Annotated in this window: 24 protein-coding genes and 1 tRNA gene; 12 read left to right on the plus strand and 13 right to left on the minus strand. The window is 70.1% G+C overall.

Translation table 11 applies throughout. The annotated features are described in order from the left end of the window. Nucleotides 1-233 precede the first annotated feature (233 nt). The gene (locus AC5JOC_RS03840; protein ID WP_494245430.1) at nt 234-821 is read left to right on the plus strand and encodes an HNH endonuclease family protein; all 588 of its coding nucleotides are present in this window, start codon (nt 234-236) and stop codon (nt 819-821) included. A gap of 143 nt (nt 822-964) precedes the next feature. Here AC5JOC_RS03840 and AC5JOC_RS03845 read toward each other — a convergent pair. Then, nucleotides 965-1,037, minus strand: a tRNA-Arg gene (locus AC5JOC_RS03845). Between the two features lie 294 nt (nt 1,038-1,331). Here AC5JOC_RS03845 and AC5JOC_RS03850 point away from each other — a divergent pair. The 5 genes from AC5JOC_RS03850 to AC5JOC_RS03870 all read left to right on the plus strand — a co-directional run bounded on the left by AC5JOC_RS03850 (nt 1,332) and on the right by AC5JOC_RS03870 (nt 5,826). Beyond that, complete coding sequence (locus AC5JOC_RS03850) at nt 1,332-3,281, plus strand: hypothetical protein (RefSeq protein WP_494245432.1); 1,950 nt, start codon at nt 1,332-1,334, stop codon at nt 3,279-3,281. After that, the gene (locus tag AC5JOC_RS03855) at nt 3,266-3,595 is read left to right on the plus strand and encodes a PadR family transcriptional regulator (RefSeq protein ID WP_079706510.1); all 330 of its coding nucleotides are present in this window, start codon (nt 3,266-3,268) and stop codon (nt 3,593-3,595) included. Before AC5JOC_RS03850 ends, AC5JOC_RS03855 begins: the two co-directional genes overlap by 16 nt. Nucleotides 3,596-3,597: 2 nt before the next feature. Next, nucleotides 3,598-3,960, plus strand: a complete 363-nt coding sequence (locus tag AC5JOC_RS03860; protein ID WP_494245434.1) for a DUF1048 domain-containing protein — start codon at nt 3,598-3,600, stop codon at nt 3,958-3,960. Between the two features lie 226 nt (nt 3,961-4,186). After that, nucleotides 4,187-5,023 carry an ABC transporter ATP-binding protein gene (locus AC5JOC_RS03865; protein ID WP_494245435.1) on the plus strand — a complete coding sequence of 279 codons (837 nt, stop codon included), beginning with the start codon at nt 4,187-4,189 and terminating at the stop codon, nt 5,021-5,023. Beyond that, entirely contained in the window at nt 5,020-5,826 is an 807-nt protein-coding gene (locus AC5JOC_RS03870) for an ABC transporter permease (protein ID WP_426737430.1), read from the plus strand. Before AC5JOC_RS03865 ends, AC5JOC_RS03870 begins: the two co-directional genes overlap by 4 nt. A gap of 54 nt (nt 5,827-5,880) precedes the next feature. On the opposite strand, the gene AC5JOC_RS03875 is transcribed toward AC5JOC_RS03870, so the two are convergent. From AC5JOC_RS03875 to AC5JOC_RS03895, 5 genes are all read right to left on the minus strand, one after another. Further along, entirely contained in the window at nt 5,881-6,396 is a 516-nt protein-coding gene (locus tag AC5JOC_RS03875) for a hypothetical protein (protein WP_494245437.1), read from the minus strand. 106 nt (nt 6,397-6,502) lie between these two features. Beyond that, the gene (locus tag AC5JOC_RS03880) at nt 6,503-7,189 is read right to left on the minus strand and encodes a GNAT family N-acetyltransferase (protein ID WP_494245439.1); all 687 of its coding nucleotides are present in this window, start codon (nt 7,187-7,189) and stop codon (nt 6,503-6,505) included. Nucleotides 7,190-7,238: 49 nt separating this feature from the next. Then, a complete protein-coding gene (locus AC5JOC_RS03885) occupies nt 7,239-7,565 on the minus strand; it encodes a DMT family transporter (protein WP_071260538.1) in 327 nt (108 codons plus the stop codon). Next, complete coding sequence (locus AC5JOC_RS03890; protein WP_086475329.1) at nt 7,562-7,924, minus strand: DMT family transporter; 363 nt, start codon at nt 7,922-7,924, stop codon at nt 7,562-7,564. Before AC5JOC_RS03890 ends, AC5JOC_RS03885 begins: the two co-directional genes overlap by 4 nt. Next, nucleotides 7,921-8,457: a TetR/AcrR family transcriptional regulator gene (locus tag AC5JOC_RS03895; RefSeq protein ID WP_086475328.1), complete on the minus strand. Its 537-nt coding sequence runs from the start codon at nt 8,455-8,457 to the stop codon at nt 7,921-7,923. The genes AC5JOC_RS03890 and AC5JOC_RS03895 overlap by 4 nt, the downstream gene beginning before the upstream one ends. A 193-nt stretch (nt 8,458-8,650) precedes the next feature. Between AC5JOC_RS03895 and AC5JOC_RS03900 the strand changes: the two genes are divergently transcribed. The 3 genes from AC5JOC_RS03900 (at nt 8,651) to AC5JOC_RS03910 (ending at nt 12,718) form a co-directional block, all read left to right on the plus strand. After that, nucleotides 8,651-10,120, plus strand: a complete 1,470-nt coding sequence (locus tag AC5JOC_RS03900) for an NtaA/DmoA family FMN-dependent monooxygenase (protein WP_191941931.1) — start codon at nt 8,651-8,653, stop codon at nt 10,118-10,120. Then, nucleotides 10,117-11,379, plus strand: coding sequence for an acyl-CoA dehydrogenase family protein (locus AC5JOC_RS03905; RefSeq protein ID WP_494245442.1), 1,263 nt, complete (start codon nt 10,117-10,119; stop codon nt 11,377-11,379). The genes AC5JOC_RS03900 and AC5JOC_RS03905 overlap by 4 nt, the downstream gene beginning before the upstream one ends. A gap of 100 nt (nt 11,380-11,479) precedes the next feature. After that, the gene (locus AC5JOC_RS03910; protein WP_494245443.1) at nt 11,480-12,718 is read left to right on the plus strand and encodes an acyl-CoA dehydrogenase family protein; all 1,239 of its coding nucleotides are present in this window, start codon (nt 11,480-11,482) and stop codon (nt 12,716-12,718) included. 101 nt (nt 12,719-12,819) lie between these two features. On the opposite strand, the gene AC5JOC_RS03915 is transcribed toward AC5JOC_RS03910, so the two are convergent. The 4 genes from AC5JOC_RS03915 to AC5JOC_RS03930 form a co-directional block, all read right to left on the minus strand. Beyond that, entirely contained in the window at nt 12,820-14,202 is a 1,383-nt protein-coding gene (locus AC5JOC_RS03915; protein WP_494245445.1) for an LLM class flavin-dependent oxidoreductase, read from the minus strand. Nucleotides 14,203-14,225: 23 nt separating this feature from the next. Beyond that, on the minus strand, nt 14,226-15,764 hold the full coding sequence (locus AC5JOC_RS03920; protein WP_494245446.1) for a hypothetical protein: 1,539 nt from the start codon (nt 15,762-15,764) through the stop codon (nt 14,226-14,228). Nucleotides 15,765-15,859: 95 nt separating this feature from the next. After that, complete coding sequence (locus AC5JOC_RS03925; protein WP_137244098.1) at nt 15,860-16,261, minus strand: MmcQ/YjbR family DNA-binding protein; 402 nt, start codon at nt 16,259-16,261, stop codon at nt 15,860-15,862. A gap of 25 nt (nt 16,262-16,286) precedes the next feature. Continuing rightward, nucleotides 16,287-16,715, minus strand: coding sequence for a winged helix-turn-helix transcriptional regulator (locus tag AC5JOC_RS03930; RefSeq protein ID WP_494245447.1), 429 nt, complete (start codon nt 16,713-16,715; stop codon nt 16,287-16,289). A 79-nt stretch (nt 16,716-16,794) separates the two neighbouring features. Between AC5JOC_RS03930 and AC5JOC_RS03935 the strand changes: the two genes are divergently transcribed. Then, a complete protein-coding gene (locus tag AC5JOC_RS03935; RefSeq protein WP_494245449.1) occupies nt 16,795-17,601 on the plus strand; it encodes an NAD(P)H-binding protein in 807 nt (268 codons plus the stop codon). A gap of 58 nt (nt 17,602-17,659) precedes the next feature. Here the strand turns inward: AC5JOC_RS03935 and AC5JOC_RS03940 are convergent, their stop codons facing one another. Together AC5JOC_RS03940 and AC5JOC_RS03945 are read right to left on the minus strand one after the other, a co-directional pair. Continuing rightward, nucleotides 17,660-18,697: a DUF418 domain-containing protein gene (locus AC5JOC_RS03940; RefSeq protein ID WP_274500224.1), complete on the minus strand. Its 1,038-nt coding sequence runs from the start codon at nt 18,695-18,697 to the stop codon at nt 17,660-17,662. Between the two features lie 79 nt (nt 18,698-18,776). Next, nucleotides 18,777-19,019, minus strand: a complete 243-nt coding sequence (locus AC5JOC_RS03945; protein ID WP_064296841.1) for a hypothetical protein — start codon at nt 19,017-19,019, stop codon at nt 18,777-18,779. Nucleotides 19,020-19,057: 38 nt separating this feature from the next. Between AC5JOC_RS03945 and AC5JOC_RS03950 the strand changes: the two genes are divergently transcribed. After that, nucleotides 19,058-19,549 (plus strand): MarR family winged helix-turn-helix transcriptional regulator, encoded by a 492-nt coding sequence (locus tag AC5JOC_RS03950; RefSeq protein WP_191941939.1) that lies wholly within the window; start codon nt 19,058-19,060, stop codon nt 19,547-19,549. 27 nt (nt 19,550-19,576) lie between these two features. Here the strand turns inward: AC5JOC_RS03950 and AC5JOC_RS03955 are convergent, their stop codons facing one another. Then, nucleotides 19,577-20,959: an MFS transporter gene (locus tag AC5JOC_RS03955; protein WP_191941940.1), complete on the minus strand. Its 1,383-nt coding sequence runs from the start codon at nt 20,957-20,959 to the stop codon at nt 19,577-19,579. Between the two features lie 143 nt (nt 20,960-21,102). Here AC5JOC_RS03955 and AC5JOC_RS03960 point away from each other — a divergent pair, with 143 nt between their 5' ends. After that, nucleotides 21,103-22,374: a coiled-coil domain-containing protein gene (locus AC5JOC_RS03960; protein WP_494245451.1), complete on the plus strand. Its 1,272-nt coding sequence runs from the start codon at nt 21,103-21,105 to the stop codon at nt 22,372-22,374. Nucleotides 22,375-22,644: the final 270 nt, after the last annotated feature.

A 22,644-nucleotide genomic window follows, 5' to 3' on the forward strand; every position in this document is an offset into this window, starting at 1 on the left:
CACCCCTACGCTGGTGGAGCAGACCCCGAGGAGAGCACCCAGCATGAAGAAGACTCCCTTGGCGTTGCTCGTCGCGCTCCTTGCAGCCGTCGTGGTGCTCGTCGCGACGCAGGTCGACGGCGGGATCGTGTTCGGCGAGCCAGGATCACCGACGCCGACATCGCGTCGCACCGACGCCCGCGGCGGTCAGCCCGAGCGCGCGGGCATCGCTCGAGGCCGCCGGCTTCGCTGTCGTGGACGCGTCCGGGCAGTTGGTCGTCTCGGCCACCGCCGTCGAAGACGCGCTGGCCGACGTCGACACCGCGACCCAGGTCGCCACCGGCTACGACCGGGACCGGTTCGGTCAGCGCTGGGCCGACATCGACCGCAACGGCTGCGACACCCGCAACGACGTGCTGGCGCGCGATCTCGTCGACGTCACCTTCAAGCCGGGGACCCGCGACTGCGTCGTCCTCACCGGCGTGCTGCACGACCTCTACACGGGGTCGACGATCGACTTCCAGCGCGGTGAGCGGTCGAGTCAGCTCGTCCAGATCGACCACGTCGTCCCACTCGCGTGGGGTTGGCGTCACGGCGGGAACACGTGGACGGAGCAGCAGCGGGAGCAGTTCGCGAACGACCCGATCAACCTGCAGGCCGTCGACGGCGCGACGAACTCCTCGAAGTCGGACTCCGGCCCCGGCGATTGGATGCCGCCGGCGGCCGCGTCGCACTGCGAGTACGCGGCGCGGTTCGTGCTCGTGCTGATGGCGTACGACCTCACGGTCGACGACGCCGACCGCCAGGCGCTCACGGGCACGCTGGACAGCTGCCGGGCGTAGCGCCGCGTCGGCACCGCACGAGAACAGGACAAACGCCCGAGAACCGGACGTTTCCCGCGATTCCATCCGGTTCTCGCGCCGATATCCTGCTGTCAGGCGGGACGAAAAAAGCGGCCCACCGAAGTGGACCGCTTTTCGAAATGTGCGCCCGAAGGGATTCGAACCCCCAACCTTCTGATCCGTAGTCAGATGCTCTATCCGTTGAGCTACGGGCGCATTGCTTGCTGAGAGAAGAGAACTTCGGCTCGGCAGGCCGAAGTAGAGCCTACAACACGGAAGCCGAAGACGCGAATCGTGCTGCGAGGGGTTCGGGGCCGGGGAGGGTCACGCCCTTCGACAAGCTCAGGGACCGGGAGGTGGTCGAGCTCAGGGACCGGAGGAGGTGGCTCAGGGACCGGAGAAGGTGACTCAGGGACCGGGTGCGGCCCGGGCAGCCATGGAAGGGCTCCCCATCGACACGACGGGCGCCGACATGGAACAGTCGATGCGACCACCTGCCGAGAGGACGATGTGAGCGCAGCACCAGGACCGACGAACGACGGCTTCACCATGATCGGCCGCCATCCCGTCAGGGCGAACCTCGTCCTCATCCTGATCCTGTCGGGCATCCTCGCCACCGTCCTCGGCTGGATCACCGGAAGCGTCATCGACGGCATCTTCGACATCGCACCCACGGCGCTCATCGTCATTCCGGTCTTCTTCATCCTCACCGCCGGCATCTGCCTGTCCTACCTCCGGACCGCCTTCCGCCCGGTCGGTGTCGACGCCGTCCGCGGCACAGCCCTCCTCGGCGGCCAGACGGTCCCGCTCCGCTCGATCGTGAGCGGCGAGCTCCTCACCCGCAATCCCGCCGCGACCACGCCGGCCCTCAGCCTGCGACTCACGACCGACACCGGCGCACGCGCCCGCATCATCATGAACGGCGGCTGGCTTCGCAGCCTCCCCACGTCGGACCTCGTGCCACTCGTCGCGCTCATCGCCGGCAGCGGCATCCCCGACGACACCGGCCAGGATCCGCTCGACGTCGGCCGGGAACGCATCTCGCGTTCACTCGCCGGGAAGGGCTCGGACGTCGCGATCGGTCGACGCGGGTTCATCGGCGACTGCATCGCCGTGGCGGAGTCCACCGGCGACGTGAAGCTGCTCGACGCGGTGGTCCAGGCCGCGGGGCCGCTCGGCCGGAGCATCCGGGACGAAGCGATGCGGGCCGCACAGGGCGCAGTGGAGGAGGTCGTGCGCGCGCATCAGGACGTGGCTCCAGCGGCGCCTGACGCCCCGAACCCCACTCCCCTCGTGCCGCCTGCGCCGCAGTACGGGTCGGTCGTCGCGGACGAGGACGAGGCGACGGCGGTCGACGACAACGACACGGACGACGACCGGTTCCGTCGACCGGACGACCCGGCCCGGCTGGCCGCGGAGCAGATCGTCGACCGAGTGCACCTCGACAAGCTCGGTGACCGGAATGGGGCGCTTGGCAATCGGGATGCGGAGCTTGGCAACCGGAATGGGGCGCTCGGCAATCGGGATGCGGAGCGCGGCGATCGGGATGCGGAGCGCGGCGACCCGGACGACGGACGCGAGTTGCCGTCGTGGATTCCGCCACAGGACCAGGCTCGGGTGCGGTCCTGGCTCGCGGACGACGACGACGTCGTCCACCTGCAACCGATCCCGGAGACGGTCGGCGCACGCACCCTCCGGAAGGTCTGCGACCGGATCCTCATCGGGCTCGCCGGGATCGGCCTGCTCGCGATCTTCGGGGCGGCCATCGCGGAAGGGGTCATCGACCGCCTCCTGCCGTCCGACGCGAACGCGCTCGTCGCCGTCGCCGTGGTCGGCTCGGCACTGCTCGCGTTCGTCGCGTGGATCGTCGGCGGCATCGCGCGGGCACGCGAGATCCACATCGCCCAGCAGCTTCTCCCTCGACTGGCTCGACCGGCGCGGCCCGGAACAACGCCGCCGCGGACTCCCGCCGGTGCTCCTGCAGCACTTCCTCGGCCCGATCCCCGCGTCGCGCCTGTTCGCAGCCGGAGCCTACGCCGGCACCTGCCTCGGCGGCGTCGGTGTCCTCGCGGGCGCCCTCCTCTCCGTCGACCCGGAGGAGCTCGGCGCGACCGGGCCGATCATGCTCGGCGTCAGCCTCGTGCTCACGGCCGTCGGGACGGTGCTGTTCATCGTGCGCTGGCGGCGGGTCAAGCGGCAGCGGGCGCTGGCGATCGAGCTCGGCGGCGAGCGCCTGGCGTACCTCGGGAACCTGTAGGCGAGCGGGCGGTCGGCGGGCCCTTCGACAAGCTCAGGGACCGGACGAAGAGATCCACCGCTTTCGACAAGCTCAGGGGCCGGACGAGGTCCCGCAAACCTGGGTCGAAAACACCCCTTGCGCAACCGGTACTCAGTGTTACTATCTACCAGTACCTAGTATCACTCAGTAGTCAGCAAGGAGTGCCATGGCGAAGCAGATGACCGAGATGCTCAAGGGGACGCTCGAAGGCATCGTCCTGGCGCTGCTCGCCGGCTCCCCCGCCTACGGCTACGAGATCACCGCCCGCCTGCGCGACAAGGGCTTCACCGACATCGCCGAAGGCACCATCTACGCGATCCTCGTCCGGATCGAGCAGAAGGGGCTCGTCAGCATCGAGAAGCGCCCCTCCGAGAAGGGCCCACCCCGCAAGGTGTACGCCCTCAACCCCGACGGCGAGCGCTATCTCGCCGAGTTCTGGAACACCTGGAGCTTCCTGTCCGAGCGACTCGAACAGCTCCGAGACGAAAGGTCCTGACCATGTTCCTCAGCCGCATGATCGAGGAGAAACGCCAATACAAGCGGTTCCGCGCACGCACCCGGGCGCTTCCGCCCAACTACCGGACGACCGTCGAGGCGCTCGAGCACTACGTGTACTACTTCGCCTCCGCGCGCAGCACGAACCTGCTCCCGCTCCTCGACAACCTCACCGAGCTCTTCGAAGAGGCCGCAGCCAACGACATGCCGATCCGCAGCATCGTCGGCGACGACCCGATCGAGTTCATCGAGGAACTCATCCGCAACTACGCACCCGGCGAGTGGATCCTCAAGGAACGCGCACGCCTCACGAGCGCGATCGACGCCGCTGCGCACGGCACCGGTCCCGGCAGCGACCCTCGCTGACCTCCCCGACGCCACCGCACTGACCACCCGCAGAGCCGGGCACACCGCACCTCCCGCCGCAGATCGCACCACAGGCACCAGGTCGACGCCGCAACCATCGACCATCGACACCGCGCCTGGGTAGCGCTGTTCGTCGCGCCCACCCGCGACCGCCTCGGCGGCTCCTCCACCCGCACCTCGCGCCCCTCCGAGCGCGTCCATCAGCGACCCCGAAAGGCCGGACACCATGCCCACGACCACCGCACCACCCGCCACTGCGCCGACATCCGCGATCCACCTCCGCGGACTCACCAAGTCCTTCGGCACACTCGACGTCCTGCGCGGCGTCGACCTCGACGTCGAACGCGGCAGCATCTTCGCCCTGCTCGGCTCCAACGGCGCCGGCAAGACCACCGTCGTCAACATCCTCTCGACACTGCTCCGTGGAGACGGCGGCACCGCGCAGGTCGGCGGGTTCGACGTCGTCTCGCAAGCCGCCCGGGTCCGCGAGATGATCAGCCTGACCGGCCAGTTCGCCGCCGTCGACGACACCCTCTCCGGGCGCGAGAACCTCGTCCTCGTCGCCCGACTCCGTCACCTGCCGCAGCCGAAACGGATCGCCGACGAACTCCTCGCGCGGTTCTCCCTCACCGATGCCGGCACCAGACGAGCGGGCACCTACTCGGGCGGGATGCGGCGCCGCCTCGACATCGCCATGAGCCTCGTGGGTGACCCCTCGGTCGTCTTCCTCGACGAGCCCACCACGGGGCTCGACCCGGAAGCACGACTCGAGGTCTGGGACGTCATCACGGAGCTGGCCGGACACGGCACCACCGTCCTCCTGACCACCCAGTACCTCGACGAGGCAGAGCACCTCGCCGACCGCATCGCCATCCTCCACGAGGGCCGCATCATCGCGAACGGGACCCTGTCCGAACTCAAGCGACTCCTGCCGCCGGCCGCGGTGGAGTACGTCGAGAAGCAGCCCAGCCTCGAGGACGTGTTCCTCGCCATCATCGGCCATCGCGACGCCCGGAACGACATCTCCACGACGCACTCCGACACCGACAGGGAGCAATCATGACCACGTTCACAGCACCCACAGCCCGTCCCGCCGTCGCCCGACGACGCTCGCACCTCCTCAGCGACACGAGTGTCCTGACGGGTCGATCCATGCGGCACATCACGCGCAGTCTCGACACGATCATCACGGTCACGATCACCCCGATCGCCCTGATGCTCCTGTTCACCTACGTCTTCGGCGGAGCCCTGGCGACGGGCACCGACACCTACGTCACCTACCTGCTCCCGGGCATCCTGCTCATCACGATCGCCTCCGGCATCGCGTACACGGCGCTCCGCTTGTACACCGATCTGCAGAGCGGTGTCTTCCAGCGGTTCCACTCCATGCCGATCTCACGATCGGCGATCCTCTGGGCGCACGTGCTCACGTCGCTGGTCTCCAACGGCCTGTCGCTCGTCATCGTCGTGGCGGTCGCCCTGGTGATGGGGTTCCGATCCCCGGCCGGTCCGCTCGCCTGGCTCGGCGTCGTCGGGATCCTGGCCCTGTTCACCCTCGCGCTGACCTGGGTCGCCGTGATCGCCGGGCTCGCGGCGAAGAGTCCCGACGGTGCGGGTGCGTTCGCCTACCCGCTGATCTTCCTGCCCTTCATCAGCTCGGCGTTCGTCCCGACCGACACCATGCCGGGCCCGGTGCGCTGGTTCGCCGAGCACCAGCCCGTCACCTCGATCGTCGACACCATCCGACGACTGTTGGCAGCCGAGGCCGTCGGCGGCGAGATCTGGATCGCGCTCGCGTGGTGCGTCGGGCTGCTCGTGGTCGCGTACGGGTTCGCGATGCTCGTCTACCGGCGACGCCTGGCGTGACCGCGGCGGCGAGTCGGCGACCGCCTCAGCGGACTCGTCGAGCGACCGGCAGCGCTACTGCGCGACGACCTTCGCGAGCACCCAGTGCGCGCGGTCGAGGGAGTTCGCGGGTGCCGGCTGGTACTGGAAGGCCCGCGCGCCACGCTGGACGGAGACACCCTGCGCCGTCGCAGCGGCCTCCAATTGACCGGTGAAGCGCTGCCAGCCGTCGAGCCCCTGCGGGAACCCGAAGTTCTCCTCCAGCGAGGTGACCAGCACCTCAGCGCCGGAACCCGCGGGCCACACCTCGATCACCGCGTCCTCCTTCGAGATCTGATTGAGGCCCCAGACGCCCGGACGCAGGGACTTCAACCGGCTCTTCGGCAGGCCCTCGATGAGCGCGACCGCACCGGCGGTGTCGGTCCCGAGGATGACGGAGCGACCGAACTCCTGCAGGGTCGCGGGGATCCTGGCCTGCTTGCTCTCGCCGGCCTCCCGGATCTTCCGGCGCCCGAGTCCCTTCAACACCCCCAGCCCGACGATGGCGAGCAGGACGAGAATGGCGATGATCGCGAGCACGTTGCTGTCCACAGGAGCCCCCCAAGGCTGTCGATTCCGGGCGGTTCGCCCAGGACGAGGATGCCGCAGACCCGACATCCCTTCAATGGGTACCGGTCCCCACCCCGTCAGGCCACGGTCAGGCCGGCGACGGGAGTCCAGCGTCAACGGGCGCCGACCCCCGCCTGTCCGTCGACGCCGAGACGGTCGACGCAGGAGCGAACCGTGCGACCTCCCGCCACATCGCAGCCGGCGTCACGCCCGGGATCCCCGTGATCGAGGCGATGCTCCGGAATCCGCTTCGCCGATACAGCGCGCGATTGCGCTCGTTCGACGACTCCAGGTACACGGGGAGGCCGTCGGCGTCGATGGTGCGCAGGCGTGACTCGAGGAGCGCACCCCCGACACCGGCCCCGCGAGCGCCGTCGCCGACGCCGATCTGTGCGAGGTACCAGTGCGGTTCGGCCGGACGGTGCAGCGCGAGAGTCCGCTGCAGGCGCATGGCTCGCGGAAGGCCGCGCAGCCCCAGCGCACGGGCGAACCTCGGCAGCTGCCGCACCTGGTCGAGCACGGAGTGGCGGGCGTCCGGCGTCTCCCAGACGGCGACACCGAGGACGACGCCGTCGGCGTCCCGGCGAGCGAGGTCGACGCGGCCACTCGATGCCGCACCCGAGCACAGCATCGCCTCGAAGAGGAGGGCGAGCCGGCGCTCACGGTCAGAACCGGAGACGAGCGTCGAGGTGACCGTGTCCTGTCGGAAGGCGGTCGCGAGCACGGCCGCGGCCTCCTCGAGGTCGGCGGGCGAGGCGGGAGCGATGGTGAACACGCGTTTCCTTTCGGGCGGAGAGTGAGTGTGGGGCGACGACCTGCGCGGGTCAGTGCGCCTGGGAACCGAGCTCGATGACGAGGACACCGACCGCGATCAGGCCGATGCCGACGATCATCTTCGGCGTCAGCTTCTCCTTGAAGAGCACGCGCGCACCGATGGCCGTGAGGGCGACCCCGCAGGCGGCCCAGATCCCGTAGGCGATCCCGACGGGCATCCCGTTCGCGAGTGCGATGGTCAGCAGTCCGAAGGCGGTCACGTAGAACACGGCGACGGGAGCGATCCACCGCTTCTTCCGCAGGCCTTCCGAGGCGCGCAGGGAGAGCGTCGCGGCGACCTCGGTGACGATGGCGCCGGCCAGGAGCAACCAGGTCATGCGCCGACCTCCTCGTTGGTCGCGGCGGGCGTCGGCGACTCCGGCGCGTGGCCCGTCTCCACGAGCACGACGCCGGCGATCACGATCGCGATGCCGAGCCCGATCGTGAAGGTGAACTGCTCGCCGAACACGAGCGACGCGAGCACCGCGGTGAGCGCGACGCCGGCGGCCGCCCAGATGCCGTAGACCACCCCGATCGGCACCCCCATGCGGAGCAGGAGCGACAGCGCGACGAACGCGCCCGCGTATCCGGCCACCGCGAGGATCGACCACCAGGGGTTCTCGATGGCGCCACGGAGCGAGAGGGTCGCCGTGACCTCCAACAGGATGGCGGCGGAGAGGATCAGCCACTTCTTCATCGGGCTTCACCTCCAGCGAGGGCCAGGAGTCGCGAGACGAGGTCGGCGCGCTGGTCGCGGCCGACGTCGAGGATGCCGGTCGCCTCGGCGATCCAGAGGCCGTTCGCCGCCAACCAGACGAGCAGGAGGGAGGTCGAATCGGTGTCCTCACCGAACCCGAACCAGGTGCGGAGGTACTCGAGCCAGGGAGCGGCGAGTTCGGGACGCCTGACCGCCTCGGCGAAGACGACGAACTCGCCCTGGCTCGCCCCGCCCTCCCCGGCGAAGGCGACGAAGGCCCGCACACGCTCCTCGAGTGTCGACGTCTCGAGCGGCGCCCCCAGCTCCTCCACGAGCTCGCGCTGCCAGCGAGCGACCACGTGCTCGATCACCGCGATCATCATCGCGTCCCGTGAGGGGAAGTGGTAGCGCAGGCCGGCCTTCGTCAGACCGACCTCCTGCGCCACCGCCTCGTAGGTGATGTCGGCCTCTCCGGAGGCGTCGACGACGCGGACGGCCGCATCGAGGATCTCGTTCCGCGCACTGGGTCTCATGGAAGTTACTTTACCTTACGTAAGGTAAAGTAACTCTGGGAAGGAACCGTGAGGAAGCGGACGCCTCAGCGGCCCATGTGACGCTCTGTTTCGGGCCCCTCGCGAGCACCCGAGCCCCCGAGTACCGTCGTGCTGGACGGCGCCGTGATCGCCGTCGGACCCAGCCTCGACGAGACGACCCGGTGGTATCCCTGTGAGCAAGCGCATCATCCTCAACGCGTTCGACATGAGCTGCGTGACCCATCAGGCGCCCGGCCTGTGGAAGCACCCCGACAACCAGGCGCACCGCTACAACGACATCGACTACTGGATCGACCTCGCCAGACTCCTCGAGCGGGGCACCTTCGACGCCCTGTTCATCGCGGACGTCGTCGGCATCTACGACGTCTACCGTCACTCCTCCGCGCCCGCGCTCATCGACTCCGCGCAGCTGCCCGTCGGCGACCCGATCATCCAGGTGTCGGCCATGGCGAAGGCGACCGAGCACCTCGGCTTCGGCGTCACCGTCGCGTCCACCTACGAGCTGCCGTACGCCCTCGCCCGCCGCTTCTCGACGCTCGACCACTTCACGAAGGGTCGCGTCGGCTGGAACGTCGTCACCTCCTACCTCGACTCCGCCGCCCGCAACCTCGGCCTCACCACCCAGATCAAGCACGACGACCGGTACGGCATCGGCGAGGAGTTCCTCGACGTCACCTACAAACTGTGGGAGGGCTCCTGGGAGGACGACGCGGTCGTCATCGACCGGGAGAACGGCGTCTACACCGACCCCACCAAGGTGCACCCCATCAACCACCGGGGCGAGCACTTCCAGGTCCCCGGCATCCACCTCTCGGAACCGTCGCCGCAGCGCACCCCGGTCATCTTCCAGGCCGGCGCCTCGGCCCGCGGTCGCCAGTTCGCAGCCACCCACGGCGAGGCGGTGTTCATCAACGGGCTCGTCCCGGAGCTGACCCGCAAGACGACCGACGACATCCGCGAACGCGCCGAGGCCCTCGGACGCCCGCGCGACAGCGTGAAGATCCTCACCCTCGCCACGGCGATCGTCGCCGAGACCGACGAGGAGGCGCAGGCCAAGTACGAGGAGTACCAGCAGTACATCTCGCTCGACGGCGCCCTCACCCTCTACGGCGGCTGGTCCGGCCTCGACCTCTCCTCCTTCGACCCCGACAAGCCGCTCAAGTACGTCGACACCGACGCCGCCCGCTCGGCGCTCGCGATCTTCACGCTCGCCGACCCGGAGCGCGAGTGGACGCCGCGCGACATCGCCCACTACATCGGCATCGGCGGCATCGGGCCGGTGTTCGTCGGCAGCGCCGCGACGGTCGCCGACGAGATCGAGCGCTGGATCGACGTCGCCGGTACCGACGGCTTCAACCTCGCCTACGTCATCACGCCCGGCACCTTCGAGGCCGTCGTCGACCTGCTCGTGCCCGAGCTGCGTCGCCGTGGCCGGGTCTGGGACGAGTACCCGGAGGGGACCCTCCGCGGCCGCCTGAACGGCACCGGCTCCCCCGTCGTGCCCGAGTGGCACCCGGCCCACCGGTACCGCGGTGCGTACGTCGGGCAGCCGTCCGCCGCCGACGACACCGCACCTTCCCTCTTCGACACCGACAACGCCGACGAGACCAACGCCTACGCCCCAGAAGGAGCCTCAGCATGAGCATCGACACGATCAGCACTTCGACAGGCTCAGTGACCGGGAAGCCGGTCCCCGAAGGGCGTACGCACTGGTCCGGCACCGCCGACGACGCCGAGCTCGCGCACTGGGACGCCGTCGCCACCGAGGTCGCCGCCAAGCTCGCGGTCGACGTCCTCGAACGCGACCGCGCGAACCTCGACCCCACCACCGAGCTCGACCTCCTCCGCGAATCGGGCCTCGTCAACCTGCTCGACCCCGCCGAGTTCGGCGGGGGTGGCGGACACTGGGAGAGCGCCTTCCGGGTCGTCCGCATCCTGTCGCGCGTCGACGCCTCCATCGGCCAGCTGCTCGCCTACCACTACATCAACGCCGGCAACATCGGCTTCACCGCCGACCCGGCCACGCAGGCCGAGTGGCACCGCAAGACCGTGGAGGGCCGGTGGATCTGGGGCGACTCCGTGAACCCGACGGACCCCGACCTCTCGCTCACCCAGGACGGCGACGCGTTCCGCCTCAACGGACTCAAGCGGTTCTCGACGGGCGCCTCGGCCGGCGACGTCATCCTCGTCAACGCGGTCGTCCGCGGTGGCGACCACGACGGCACGATCTTCCAGTTCGTCCTCGACCACGACCGCGCGGGCATCACCTACCTCGGCGACTGGGACGCGCTCGGCCAGCGGCTCTCCGCGTCGGGTTCCGTGCGGTTCGAGGACGTCCTCGTCGAGCAGACGGACATCCTCGGCACCGTCGGCGACGAACCGTTCTCCTCCCTCGTGACGCCCGGCATCCAGCTCGCGTTCGGCAACCTCTACCTCGGCATCGCGGAGGGAGCGCTCGCGCAGGGCACCGAGCTCGTCCGGGCACGGAAGAACGCCTGGTTCCTCAGCCACGCCGAGACCTACCGCGACGACCCGTTCGTGCAGCGCGTCGTCGGCGAGTTCGTGTCGTCGATCGCCGCCGTCGAGGCGCTCGCCGACCGCACGAACGCCCGCTTCGACCGCATCATCGAGCGGGGAGCGGACGTGACCGCGGAGGACCGCGGCGCCATCGCCATCGAGATCGCCAAGCTCAAGGTCGTCTCCACCGAGCTCGGCATCGAGGTCGCGAACCGCATCTTCGAGGTCACCGGCTCCAGCTCGGCGAAGGCCTCCGTGGGGCTCGACCTGTTCTGGCGGAACGTGCGCACGCACTCCCTCCACGACCCGGTCGACTACAAGAAGCTCGAAGTCGGCGCGAACCACCTGAACGGCGAGCTGCAGCCGATCTCGCTCTACACCTAGGCCTTCGCGCCACTCCCGCCCCTCGACAGGCTCAGGGACCGGACGACCTCCGGTCCCTGAGCTTGTCGAAGGGCCCCAGCCACCAACGGAACGGAACCAGATGTCCTCCGCACCCTCCACCACCGCCCGCCCGGTCGGCTTCGCGGCCGCCCGCGAGCTGCTCCTGCCGCTGTTCGCCGAGATCCAGGCCGGCGCCGTGGAGCGCGAACTCGAGCACCGGCTCCCGCGGGAGGAGGTGCGGAAGCTCGCCGCCGCCGGCTTCGGCGCGCTCCGGGTCCCCGCCGAGTTCGGCGGTTCGGGACTCACCTTCCCGGAGTTCACGGAACTCCTGATCGAGCTCGCCGCGGCGGACTCGAACCTCCCGCAGATCTTCCGCGGCCACATCGCCCTCGTCGAGGACCAGCTGGTCGCGGCCCCCAGCGACCGACGCACCGCCTGGCTCGAGCGGTTCGTCGCCGGTGAGATCGTCGGCAACGCCTGGAGCGAGGTCGGCTCGGGCGCGCTCGGCGTCTCCGGAACGGTCGTCACCGAGCGCGACGGTCGCTACGTCGTGAACGGCCGCAAGTTCTACACGACGGGCAGCATCTACGCCGACTGGACGGACGCCACCGCGCGACTCGTCGTCGAGGGCCAGCCCGACACCGAGGTCACCGTGCTCGTCCGCACGAACCAGCTGGGCGTGACGATCGCCGACGACTGGGACGGCTTCGGGCAGCAGCTCACCGGCACGGGGACGATCGTCTTCGAGGACGCCGTCGTCGACGCCGACCAGCTGCACCCCTTCACCGACCGGTTCCGCTACCAGACCGCGCTCTACCAGCACGTGCTCATCGCCGTGCACGCGGGGATCGCGGCGGCGGTCGAGCGCGACGCCGGGGAGCAGATCCGTGCGCGCACCCGCGTCTACACGCACGGTCTCGCGCCGCTCGTGAAGGACGACGGGCAGATCCAGGCGGTCGTCGGCGAGATCTCGTCGATCGCGTTCGTCGCGAAGCAGACCGTCCTCGGGGTCGCCGCGGCGATCGAGCGGGCATCGGAGACCGCCGCCGACCGGGATTCCGCGGACGACCTGCAGGCGAACATCGAGGCCGAGATCCGTTCCGCCCAGGCGCAGGTGGTGCTCTCGGAGCTCGTCCCACGGTCCGCGACGCTGCTGTTCAACACGCTCGGCGCCTCAGCCGTCAGCCGCACGAGCGCCCTCGACCGCCACTGGCGCAACGCCCGCACGGTCGCGTCGCACAACCCCGTCATCTACAAGACGCGCATCGTCGGCGACTGGTCCATCAACGGAACGCCGCCGCCCTTCGTCTGGGCCGTCGGCACGGCCAAGCCGGAGTAGCCCGCCGCGGCACGAGACCAGGACATCCGCCCGAGAGCAGGACATTCCGCGTCGAAACGTCCTGCTCTCGGGCGGATGTCCTGCTGCCGAGCGGGCGCGGGTCAGCGGTCGGCGAAGGCGCCGCGGTAGGCGCGCAGCGGGTGCGTCTCCGGGAGGGTGGGCTCCGCACCGAAGAGCTTCTCGCGGAGCGTGCCCGGCGCGTACTCGCGCTGGGCGAGCCCACGCTCCTGCAGCACCGGCATGACCTCGTCGACGAAGACCTCGTAGGAGTGCGGGATCATCCAGTTGGCGACGTTGATCCCGTCGATCCCGGCCGCTCGCCACTCGGCCAGGTGGTCGGCGATCTGCTCCGGCGTGCCGACGACGCGACCCCGCAGCTTCGCGGTGAGCTTGGCGAGGTCGCGCACGGTCGGCTCCCGGTCCGGCGACAGGGCCTGCAGCGCCTCGAGCATGCTGTGCCCGCCCTGGGTCTCGACGTCCTTCAGCGGGGTGTCCGGGTCGATCGGCTTGCCGGTCGCCTGGTCGGTGCCGAGGTTCGAGTGAGCGAGGAACGCGTCGGCCGACAGGAGTTCGTCGTACTCGGCCTCGATGCGCTTCGCCTCCTCCTCGGTGCTGCCGACGATGAACGACATCGCCTGCCAGAACTTGACGTCGCGCGGGTCGCGGCCGGTCTCGGCGACGAGCGCGCGCGTCGACTCCGCGGACGCCCGAGCGGCCTCGATGCTGGGCGCCATCATGAACTGCACCTCGGCGTAGTTCGCGGCGAACGCCTTCCCCGCGCCGGACGACCCGGCCTGGAACAGGAGCGGCGAGCGCTGCGGCGACGGCGACGACAGGTGCGGGCCCTCCACGCGGTACCGTTCGCCGACGTGGTCGATGCGGTGCACCTTGGTGGGGTCGGCGAAGACGCCGCTGGCCTTGTCGGCGAGGAGTGCGCCGTCGTCCCACGACCCCTCCCAGAGCTTGCCGACGACCGCCACGTACTCCTCGGCCCACGCGTACCGCTCGTCGTGCTCGACGAGGCGGTCGAGCCCGTAGTTGCGCGCCGCGTTCTCGAGGAAGCTCGTGACGATGTTCCAGCCGACCCGCCCACCGGACGCATGGTCGATCGTCGAGATCTTCCGGGCGAAGGTGAACGGGTGCTCCTGCAGGATCGACGAGGTGAACGCGAGGCCGAGGTGCTCGGTGCTGATCGCCAACGCCGACAGCAGCATCGACGGGTCGTTGCTCGGCAACTGCATGCCCTCGCGCGCGTTCACGTCGAAGGACGCTCCGGCACCGCCGTAGACCCCGACGACGTCGGCGAAGAAGATCGTGTCGAACCGACCCCGCTCGAGCGTCTTCGCGAGGTCGACCCAGAGGTTCACGTCGTCGAAGGTGTGCTGCTTCGCCTCCGGGTGGCGCCAGAGGCCGTGCTGCATGTGGGAGCCGGTGTTCATCACGAAGGCACCGAACTGGAGGCGGGAGGGCTGAGCGGCGGTCATCCCCTCACGCTACCGGCAGGGGCTCAACCGAAGGTGCCCTCCAGGTAGACGTCCCCCTCGGGGCCGGAGGTGTGGATCTGGTAGTCGGCGGGGTACCCCGACGGACTCGTTCCGGCGAGCGCCGGGTCCTGCAGGATGGCGACGATCGCTGCAGCCTCCTCCGGGGTCACGTCGTTCACGTAGAGCTTCGGTTGGGCGTTGACCTCGATCTCGACATCGGGGTAGGCCTCGACGACGGCGAGGATGGCGTCGACCATCGGCACGCTCAGCTCGGCCGGGTCGTCCGCCATGGAGAAGCGTTCCGGCACACGGTAGTGCGCGCCGTCCGGGTAGATCCCGCGGAGTTCCCGGACCGCCGCGGGAAGGGCGTCCATGGAGAAGACGGTGATGAGCGGTGCCCCCTCCGTGACGGCGATCGACACCTGCAGCCGCTCCGTCAGCATCAGCCGCTGCAGTTCGTCGGCGATCTCGTCGATGCTCTGATCGCTCGGCACGAGCTGCACCCGCCACGGTCCCCGTGGTGGATCCTGTTGCTGGGCGGCCGACGTCGGGTCCGGCTCGCGCTGGATGACGACGATCGCGATGCCCTCGAGGTCCTCCCCGGCACGCTTCGCCGCGTCCGCCGCGCCGAGCACCTGCCCGACGCCGGCATCGAGCGACATCGTCACCGTCGCGCCGTGACCGACGACCTCGATGTCGGCGATCCCGTCGATGTCCGCGAGCGCCCGAGTGAATCCGTCCTCGGCTTCGGACCGTTGCGCCGCGGCGACCTCACGCGCGGGCGGCGGGCGGAACGCACCGGTCGACGCCACGATGACGGCGACGACGATGAGACCGGCGAGCACCGCAGTGACGACCCGCACCCCTCGCCGACCGATGGCGAAGGAGAGGAGCATGATGAGCGCGGCGACGATCAGCACGGGGGCACCGTAGACGACGAGTCCGAAGACGAGTATCGCGAGTGCTGATCCGAGATTGCTCACCAGCCCACCAGCGGCTCCGCTGGCGATCAACCCCACGGGCGGTATCCCGAAGACCACCAGGACACCGAAGCCGATCCCGGCGACCATGACCGCCGTCAGGCCGCTCACGTAGGCGAGCCCGCGCGAGGGGGTCCTCCGACGGACGACCTCCATCACCGGTTGGACGATCACGAGCATGACGCCGACGGCGAGGAGGATCCACCCGCCGAGCGAGCCGAGCATCTGGTACCAGAGCTCCGCCCCCGACGGCCCGCCGAGCACGAGCGGCGCGTCGGGGCCGTACGACCCGGTCGACTGATCGACGCGCATGGCGGTGCCGACGATGTCGAACAGCGTCGTGACGACGCCCCCGATGGCGATGATGAGGACGGCCGAGACGACGAGGTCGACGGAGCGGATGAGATACGCGATCAGGAACGCGACTCGGGGCGACCGGCGGGCAGGATCCTGGGGATCCGCGGATGCGTCGTCGGGGTCGGTCGAGGTCGCCACGGTCGAGGTCGCGTGGACGGATCCGGTGGCGCTGGCCTCGGCGTCATCGCGCTCAGGTGATGTCCCGGCTGCGCCCCCGTCGCTCATGGCTCCCCACTTCCGATGCGTCTCGATGACGCTCCCCCGCTCGTCAGTCTGGCACGACCCTTTCGAGATGCTGCCGCGACCGGGCCCGTCCCGGGTCAGCGCGCGTCGAGCGCCCGGAGCTGCCGCTGGAGGGCGACCTGCCGGTACGAGGTGTCGATCAACTCAGCGATGAGTGCCCAGTCGACGTCGTCGAGCGTGCGGCCGTCGTCGCCGTCGAGACCGGCGTCGAACGCGAGCTTGCCCGACGGGCCGTCGTACTTCGGCGACCAGAACCGGTCGTCCTCGAGCCAGGCGCCGCGCTCCTCCTCGGCCGGCGTGAACGTGATGCTGTGCGGGATGCGCATCTCCGACCCGACGGTCACGAACACGCGCTTGCCCGCCTTGAACCGCGGGCGTCCGTGGCCGAACGTCTCGACGGCCTCCGGATAGGCGAGGCACAACCGCCTGACGCGTTCGACGAACGGGTCGTCGGGATCATGCACGATCGGATGCTCCATGCGCCGACGCTACTCCGCGCGGGCGTCACGCGACAGTGCTCACCGGATGGCGGTGCCCCGGGTGGGCGGCGTCGTACGCCGAACGCGACGCCGCGATCACCGGCCGCTGCTCGAGCGACCAGTCGGCGAGCGTCTTGATCAGGTGGGAGAGCCCAGCACCGGACGAGGTGAGCGCGTAGGACACCTGCGCGGGAACCGTCGGGTACACGGTCCGGTCGACGAGGCCGTCGCGTTCGAGGCGGCGGAGGGTCAGCGTCAGCATGCGTTGGGAGATCCCGTCGATCGCCCGCTGGAGCTCGCGGAACCGGCGGTCGCCCGACGCGAGCTCGACGACGACGAGGACCGACCAGGTGTCGCCGATGCGGTCGAGGACGTCCCGGATGCCGCAGTCCGGGTGGTCCTCCTTGCCGCAGGGTTCGAGGTCGGCGGTTACCGCGGTGTGCGTGAGTGACATGGAAGTGCCTTCTTGTGGGGCCGGAACAGGGGACGCAGACTCGTCCGAGTCATCAGTCCGAACACCGAAAGGCCCTGAAATGATCCTCGTCACCGGAACCACCGGCCAACTCGGCAGCGCGATCCTCGATGCGCTCACCGCCCGTGGGGCTGCACCGCTCGCGAGCAACCGCAGCGGACAGGACGGCGCGCGACGGATCGACTTCGACGACCCCGACACCGTCTCCTTCGTCGGGGTCGACACGCTCGTCCTCGTATCGGCGGGTGAAGCCGAGGACGACGTCGTGATCGCCCGACACGAGACGGCGATCACCGCGGCCGAGCGGGACGGGGTTCAGCACGTCGTGTACACGAGCCTCACCTCGGCCGGAGACCACCTCGCGTTCGCGCTCGCGCACCGGTGGACCGAGCGTCGGCTGCAGCACAGCAGCCTGGCCTGGACGATCCTGCGGAACGGCCTGTACGCCGAACTGTTCGGGTCGCTCCTGGCGTGGTCGGGCGACTCGCTCGGTTCGGCGTTCGGCGACGGCGCGCTCGCCGCCGTCGCACGAGCCGACCTCGCCGAGGCCGCGGCCGTCGTCGCGATGTCACCGTCGGACCACGTCGGTCGCAGTTACGACCTCGTGGGCGAACCGATCACGGCCGCGCAGGTGGCCGATCGGCTGGGCCGTCCCGCTTCGCATGCCGTCTCCCTCGCCGAGCAGCGGTCGACGCTGGCTGAGGCCGCGCTCAAGCCGTTCCAGCCCGCCATGCTCATGTCGATCTTCACCAGCGTCCGGCACGGATTCCTCGACGGCACGGGTGACGACCTCCGAACCCTGCTCGGACGCGAACCAGCGGACACGGTCGCGGTCGCTGCCGCCGCCGCCTCGCTCCCGCCCCGCTGAGTCGCCCGGATCTGCACGAATCCGAGCCGAAATCGTGCAGATCCGGGCGACTCAGCGCTCAGGCGGCCGGCAGCGCAGCACCCCGCAGCGGGACGGCGCGACGCCAGGTGGCCATCCGCCAGACCCACTCGACCGGCCCGTAGCGGAAGTGTCGCAGCCAGAGGCGGCTGAGTACCGACTGCACCGCGATGAGCGCGACCGCTGCGACGCTCACCGCGGCCAGGTCGTCGATCTCCCGGAAGGGGACGACCAGCCCGACGACCGCGAACACGGCGCTCGCGGCGAGGTAGTTGGTGAGGGCCATGCGACCGAGAGGTTCGAAGACGGCCGCGAGCACCCGACGCACCGGCGTCTGCCAGAGCAGCGCGAATCCGGTGACGTACACGACGGCGAGGATCCCGCCCGCGATCCCTCCGGCGGTCGTGAACCGTGGGTCGCCGGGCTCGGTGGTCTGCCAGACGACGGCCGGGACGGCGAGGGCCGCCGCCACGAGGAAGGTGATCCACACGGGCCGCCGCCCGGCGTCGAGCACCTTCGGCAAGCCGTACGCCGCCGCCCCCGCACCGGCGAGGAACAGTCCGGGCAGGGTCGCGAGGCCACCGCCCGTGAGCGCGTAGGCGGCGATCGTGAGCACGACGCCGGACCCGAGCAGCGCCCAGCGCGGCAACCACAGCATGAGGGGGAGCATGAGGATCCCGCAGATCGCGTACTCGCGGAGGATCTCGCCCGGGTAGAGGAACCCGTGCGCGACACCGATCAGGAGCAACGCTCCGAGACGCAGCAGCATCGGGACGAGCGCGCCGGTGCCGCGACGGCGGGCGCCCTGGATCACGAGCATCGCGCTCAGCCCGAAGAGGAAGGCGAAGATGGGGACGAACCGCGTCTGCACCGCGAACTCGAGCACGGTGTCCATGAGCGTGGACTGTCGCTGGTCGAACGGGATGTCGCTACCGAGCCGGGTGATGTCGGGGACGTTGACGAAGAGGATGCCGACGAGTGCGAACCCGCGGAGGGCGTCGATGAGGTGCCAGCGACGCGAGGTGGCGTCGCCGGTGGACGGGACCGGCGGCGTGGAAGAAATGTTGACCTGAGGCATATCACCAGTTCAGCAGGCGTGGCGGAAGCCCGCATGCACCTGGAGGATGACGTCCTGCCACCCGGGATGGAGATCGTCCTCAGGCGGCCGGCGCCTTCGGGCAGTGCAGCTGCGTGCGCGGGCCGGTCGTGCGGTCGACGATGTGCTCCGACATGGCGTGGCCGCAGATCGGGCACCCCGATTGCGCGGCCGGAGGCAACGGCTCCTCGTTGTACGGACCGAGGGGCGGCGGACCGAGCACCTTCCACATGCGGCCGTTCACCCAGCCGTACAGACCACCGGCCTCGCGCACGGACTCCCGGAAGGATCGTTTCTCGCTCATATTGATGAGTGTACTAATCATTTGGGTACGATGGGACCGTGACCGCCAACGAATCCACCACCGTCGCCACGGCCGACGACCTGCTCCAGCTCGAGAACCAGGTCTGCTTCGCGCTCGCCGTCGCGTCGCGCAGCGTCATCTCGCTCTACAGGCCGATCCTCGAACCGCTCGGTCTCACCCATCCGCAGTACCTCGTGATGCTCGCCCTCTGGCAGCACAGCCCGCGCTCGGTCAAGGACCTCGGCGGAGCGCTGCAGCTCGAGCCGGCGACGTTGTCCCCGCTCCTCAAGCGCCTCGAGACCGCCGGGCTCGTCCGACGCGACCGCAGCCGACTCGACGAACGCGTGCTCGACGTCTCACTCACCACCGCCGGCCGTGAGCTGCGCACCCAGGCGGAGGCCATCCCGCACCGGGTCATGAACGAGCTCCGGATGGACGCCGAGCATCTCACCCAGCTCCGCGAGATGCTCCACGCGGTGATCGGGGCGGCCACCACCGCGCCCGCCGTCACGGGTGTCGACCCGCGCTGACCGAGGGCTCGCCGCCAGGCGACAGCGTCAGGCCGGCGACGAGGTCGTCGTCTCCGGCGCGGTCGCGGTCCGCGGATTCCGGATGCCGACGAACGACACCACACCGCCGACGAACATGAACACGGCGGTCGCCAGGACCACCCGTGGGAACCCGTCGACGCCGAGCGCGCCACCGGCGATGATGCCGACCAGGGCGATCGACACGAGGCCGGCCACGCGCGACACCGCGTTGTTGACCGCCGATCCGATGCCGGCATGGGCCGGGTCGATCGATCCGAGGATGCCCGCGGTGAGCGGCGCGACCGTGATCGCGAGGCCGAGACCGACGAGCAGGATGCCCGGGAACAGCTGCACCCAGTAGTTCAGGTCCTGCTGCGCACCCATCATCAGCAGGAAGCCGACGCCGGCGACGATCGGCCCGATCGTCATGAACAGCCGCGGTCCGTGCTTGCCGGCCAGCTTGCCGAACCAGGACGACAACGCGAGCATGACGAGCGTCGGCGGCAGCGTCGCGATGCCGGCCAGCGTGGCGCTGAAGCCCGCCGTCTGCTGGATGAAGACCGCGATGGCGAAGAAGCCGAGCGAGAGGGCGCCGTAGATGAAGACGGTCGCGATGTTGCCGTAGCCGAAGTTCCGCACGCGGAAGAGCGACAGCGGCAGCATCGGGTCGGGGTGGCGGCGCTCCCACCAGAGGAACGCGACGAAGGACACGACCCCGCCGATGAGCGGCACGAGCAGCATCGGGCTCGACCAGCTGTAGCGCTCCTGCTCGATGAGCGCGAAGACAGGACCGCCGAGCCCGACGGCGCCGAGCACCGCGCCGACGACGTCGATCCGCGGGCGGTGTTCGGGCTCGGGTACGCGGTCGGTGCGCATCATGAGCCACAGGGTGACGAGGATCGGGATGATGTTGATGGCGAAGATGAGGCGCCAGGACAGCGTGTCGACGAGCACCCCGCCGAGCAGCGGGCCGGTGATGCCCGCGGCCCCCGTCCATGCCGTCCAGGTGCCGATCGCCTTGCCCTGCGCGACGCCGCTGAACGTCGAGATGATGATGGCGAGCGAACTCGGCACGAGCAGCGCAGCCGCGCCACCCTGGAGCAGCCGGGCGACGATGAGGACCTCGGCGGTCGGTGCGACCGCGCACAGGATCGAGGTGACGCCGAAGCCGATGAGCCCGATGCGGAGGATGCGGATGCGCCCGAACGCGTCGGAGAGCGAGCCCGCGAGCAGGATCAGGGACCCGAGGGTGATCAGGTAGGCGTCGACCACCCACTGCTGCACGATGAGGCCGCCGCCGAGTTCCTTCGTCATCGCGGGGAGCGCGACGTTCACGACCGAGCCGTCGAGGAACGCCACGAACGAGGAGAGGATCGCGATCGTGAGCACGAGGCGCTGCTGGCGGGTCATGGGTTCAGGGTAGCCCCGCGGACCGACGCGTCGAACGCGATCCCGAGGAAGCTCGACAGGCGTCGAAACGCCGTCGACGACCGACGCCCGACGCCACGTCCTTCCCAGCCGATCGCCCGTTCCGCGTTCGTAGACTGGAGCCCATGGACGACCTGTGGTGGCTCCCCTCGCTGATCGTGTTCGGGGGCGTCGGCATCATCGTCTGGTTGCTCGTCACCCTGCTGCGTCGGCGCAACCCGAAGACCCCCGTCGCCTCCATCGACGACCTCCACCGCCGCGCGGGCATCGCCCTCGTCCGCACCGACGACGCGGTCCGCGAGGCCGAGGACGAGGTCGGATTCGCCGAAGCGGAGTTCGGACGCGAAGCCGCCCGAGGGTATGCGGCCGACGTCGCCTCGGCGCGCTCGGCGCTCGGGGAGGCGTTCCGGCTCCGTCAGTCGCTCGAGGACGAGATCGCCGACACGGAGGCGCAGCGTCGCACCTGGAACGAGCGGATCATCAGCGTCTGCGAGGACGTCGAGCGCACGCTGAGCGCCCGACTGCGCGGCTTCGACGAGCGGCGTGGAGCGGAGCGCTCGGCCCCCGACCTCCTCGACCAGCTCGAGCGACGCATCGACCGCGCGCGCGAACGACTCACCACCACCGGCCTCGCGATCGCCTCGGCCGCCGATCGCTATGCGGCGAGCGCCGTCGAGGACGCCCGGGTGCTCCGCCGGGCCGCGCAGGACGCAGTCGACCAGGCGACGGCCGATGCGGCGAAGACGAAGGATCGGATCGACACCGCCCAGCCGGCCGCCGCGTCACTGCACGCCCTGGGGCGCGAGCTGCAGCAGGCGGAGGACCGGCTGGACGCCGTCGAGCGTTCGCTCGCGGGCATCGCTGCAGCGGAGACCGAACTCGCCGCAGCGGGGCGGGAGCTCCGCACGGTGATCGCCGAAGCGGAGGCCTTGGGCGCGACGGTGGAACGCGCGGAGACGGCCGCCGTCATCGCGGCTGCCGTCGAGCGGGCGAACCGCGCGCTCCTCGAGGCGGAGTCGACCACGTCCACGGACGGCGACCGCGTCCTGCCCGATCCGGTGCGACGTCTGGAGGCGGTTCGCGCCGCCGACATCGATCTCGACGCGGCCCTCGCGACCGCCCGGAGCGCACAGCAGCGCCTCGACAACGCACGCGAGGCGATGCGCGGGGCGCTGTTCACCGCGGACAGCAACATCCGCGTCGCCGTCGACGTCATCTCCGCGCACCGAGGGAGGGTGGGTGCCGACGCGAGGACGCGCCTCGCCGAGGCACAGCGGCAGCTCGCGCTCGCGGAGGCGGCAGCGGTCGACGATCCGGTCGAGGCGCTCGACGCCGCCCGCCGCGCGTCGCGGATCGCCCAGGACGCGGACGCTCTGGCTCGCTACGACGTCGGGTGACCCTCGATCTCCGACGACGCGAGGTCGACACTCAGCATTCATGTTCTAGAATATGAGTTCTGCTGTCGCGACGTACTCACCGTGATCGCGAAGCCCTCGCCGCCGACTCCCGAGAGGACCCCGTGCCCAGCTCGTCCGCGCGCCCGCCGCGCTCCGCGTCCCCGATCTTCACGACGCTCACCCACGGGTTCGACGCGCGGGCGGCGTCCTCTCCTCCGGAACAGACCCCTCTGGCCGGAGCACCGACCCACCACGGGTCGCCGATCCCCT

The organism is Plantibacter sp. (genome assembly GCF_059073635.1).

What these genes read in the sequence shown, in the direction of transcription:
- AC5JOC_RS03855 (WP_079706510.1), top strand. Translation starts at nt 3,266, where the DNA reads ATGGCGAAGCAGATGACCGAGATGCTCAAGGGGACGCTCGAAGGCATC.
- AC5JOC_RS03860 (WP_494245434.1), top strand. Translation starts at nt 3,598, where the DNA reads ATGTTCCTCAGCCGCATGATCGAGGAGAAACGCCAATACAAGCGGTTC.
- AC5JOC_RS03865 (WP_494245435.1), top strand. Translation starts at nt 4,187, where the DNA reads ATGCCCACGACCACCGCACCACCCGCCACTGCGCCGACATCCGCGATC.
- AC5JOC_RS03870 (WP_426737430.1), top strand. Translation starts at nt 5,020, where the DNA reads ATGACCACGTTCACAGCACCCACAGCCCGTCCCGCCGTCGCCCGACGA.
- AC5JOC_RS03885 (WP_071260538.1), bottom strand. Translation starts at nt 7,565, where the DNA reads ATGACCTGGTTGCTCCTGGCCGGCGCCATCGTCACCGAGGTCGCCGCG.
- AC5JOC_RS03890 (WP_086475329.1), bottom strand. Translation starts at nt 7,924, where the DNA reads ATGAAGAAGTGGCTGATCCTCTCCGCCGCCATCCTGTTGGAGGTCACG.
- AC5JOC_RS03895 (WP_086475328.1), bottom strand. Translation starts at nt 8,457, where the DNA reads ATGAGACCCAGTGCGCGGAACGAGATCCTCGATGCGGCCGTCCGCGTC.
- AC5JOC_RS03905 (WP_494245442.1), top strand. Translation starts at nt 10,117, where the DNA reads ATGAGCATCGACACGATCAGCACTTCGACAGGCTCAGTGACCGGGAAG.
- AC5JOC_RS03910 (WP_494245443.1), top strand. Translation starts at nt 11,480, where the DNA reads ATGTCCTCCGCACCCTCCACCACCGCCCGCCCGGTCGGCTTCGCGGCC.
- AC5JOC_RS03915 (WP_494245445.1), bottom strand. Translation starts at nt 14,202, where the DNA reads ATGACCGCCGCTCAGCCCTCCCGCCTCCAGTTCGGTGCCTTCGTGATG.
- AC5JOC_RS03920 (WP_494245446.1), bottom strand. Translation starts at nt 15,764, where the DNA reads ATGAGCGACGGGGGCGCAGCCGGGACATCACCTGAGCGCGATGACGCC.
- AC5JOC_RS03925 (WP_137244098.1), bottom strand. Translation starts at nt 16,261, where the DNA reads ATGGAGCATCCGATCGTGCATGATCCCGACGACCCGTTCGTCGAACGC.
- AC5JOC_RS03930 (WP_494245447.1), bottom strand. Translation starts at nt 16,715, where the DNA reads ATGTCACTCACGCACACCGCGGTAACCGCCGACCTCGAACCCTGCGGC.
- AC5JOC_RS03935 (WP_494245449.1), top strand. Translation starts at nt 16,795, where the DNA reads ATGATCCTCGTCACCGGAACCACCGGCCAACTCGGCAGCGCGATCCTC.
- AC5JOC_RS03940 (WP_274500224.1), bottom strand. Translation starts at nt 18,697, where the DNA reads ATGCCTCAGGTCAACATTTCTTCCACGCCGCCGGTCCCGTCCACCGGC.
- AC5JOC_RS03945 (WP_064296841.1), bottom strand. Translation starts at nt 19,019, where the DNA reads ATGAGCGAGAAACGATCCTTCCGGGAGTCCGTGCGCGAGGCCGGTGGT.
- AC5JOC_RS03955 (WP_191941940.1), bottom strand. Translation starts at nt 20,959, where the DNA reads ATGACCCGCCAGCAGCGCCTCGTGCTCACGATCGCGATCCTCTCCTCG.
- AC5JOC_RS03960 (WP_494245451.1), top strand. Translation starts at nt 21,103, where the DNA reads ATGGACGACCTGTGGTGGCTCCCCTCGCTGATCGTGTTCGGGGGCGTC.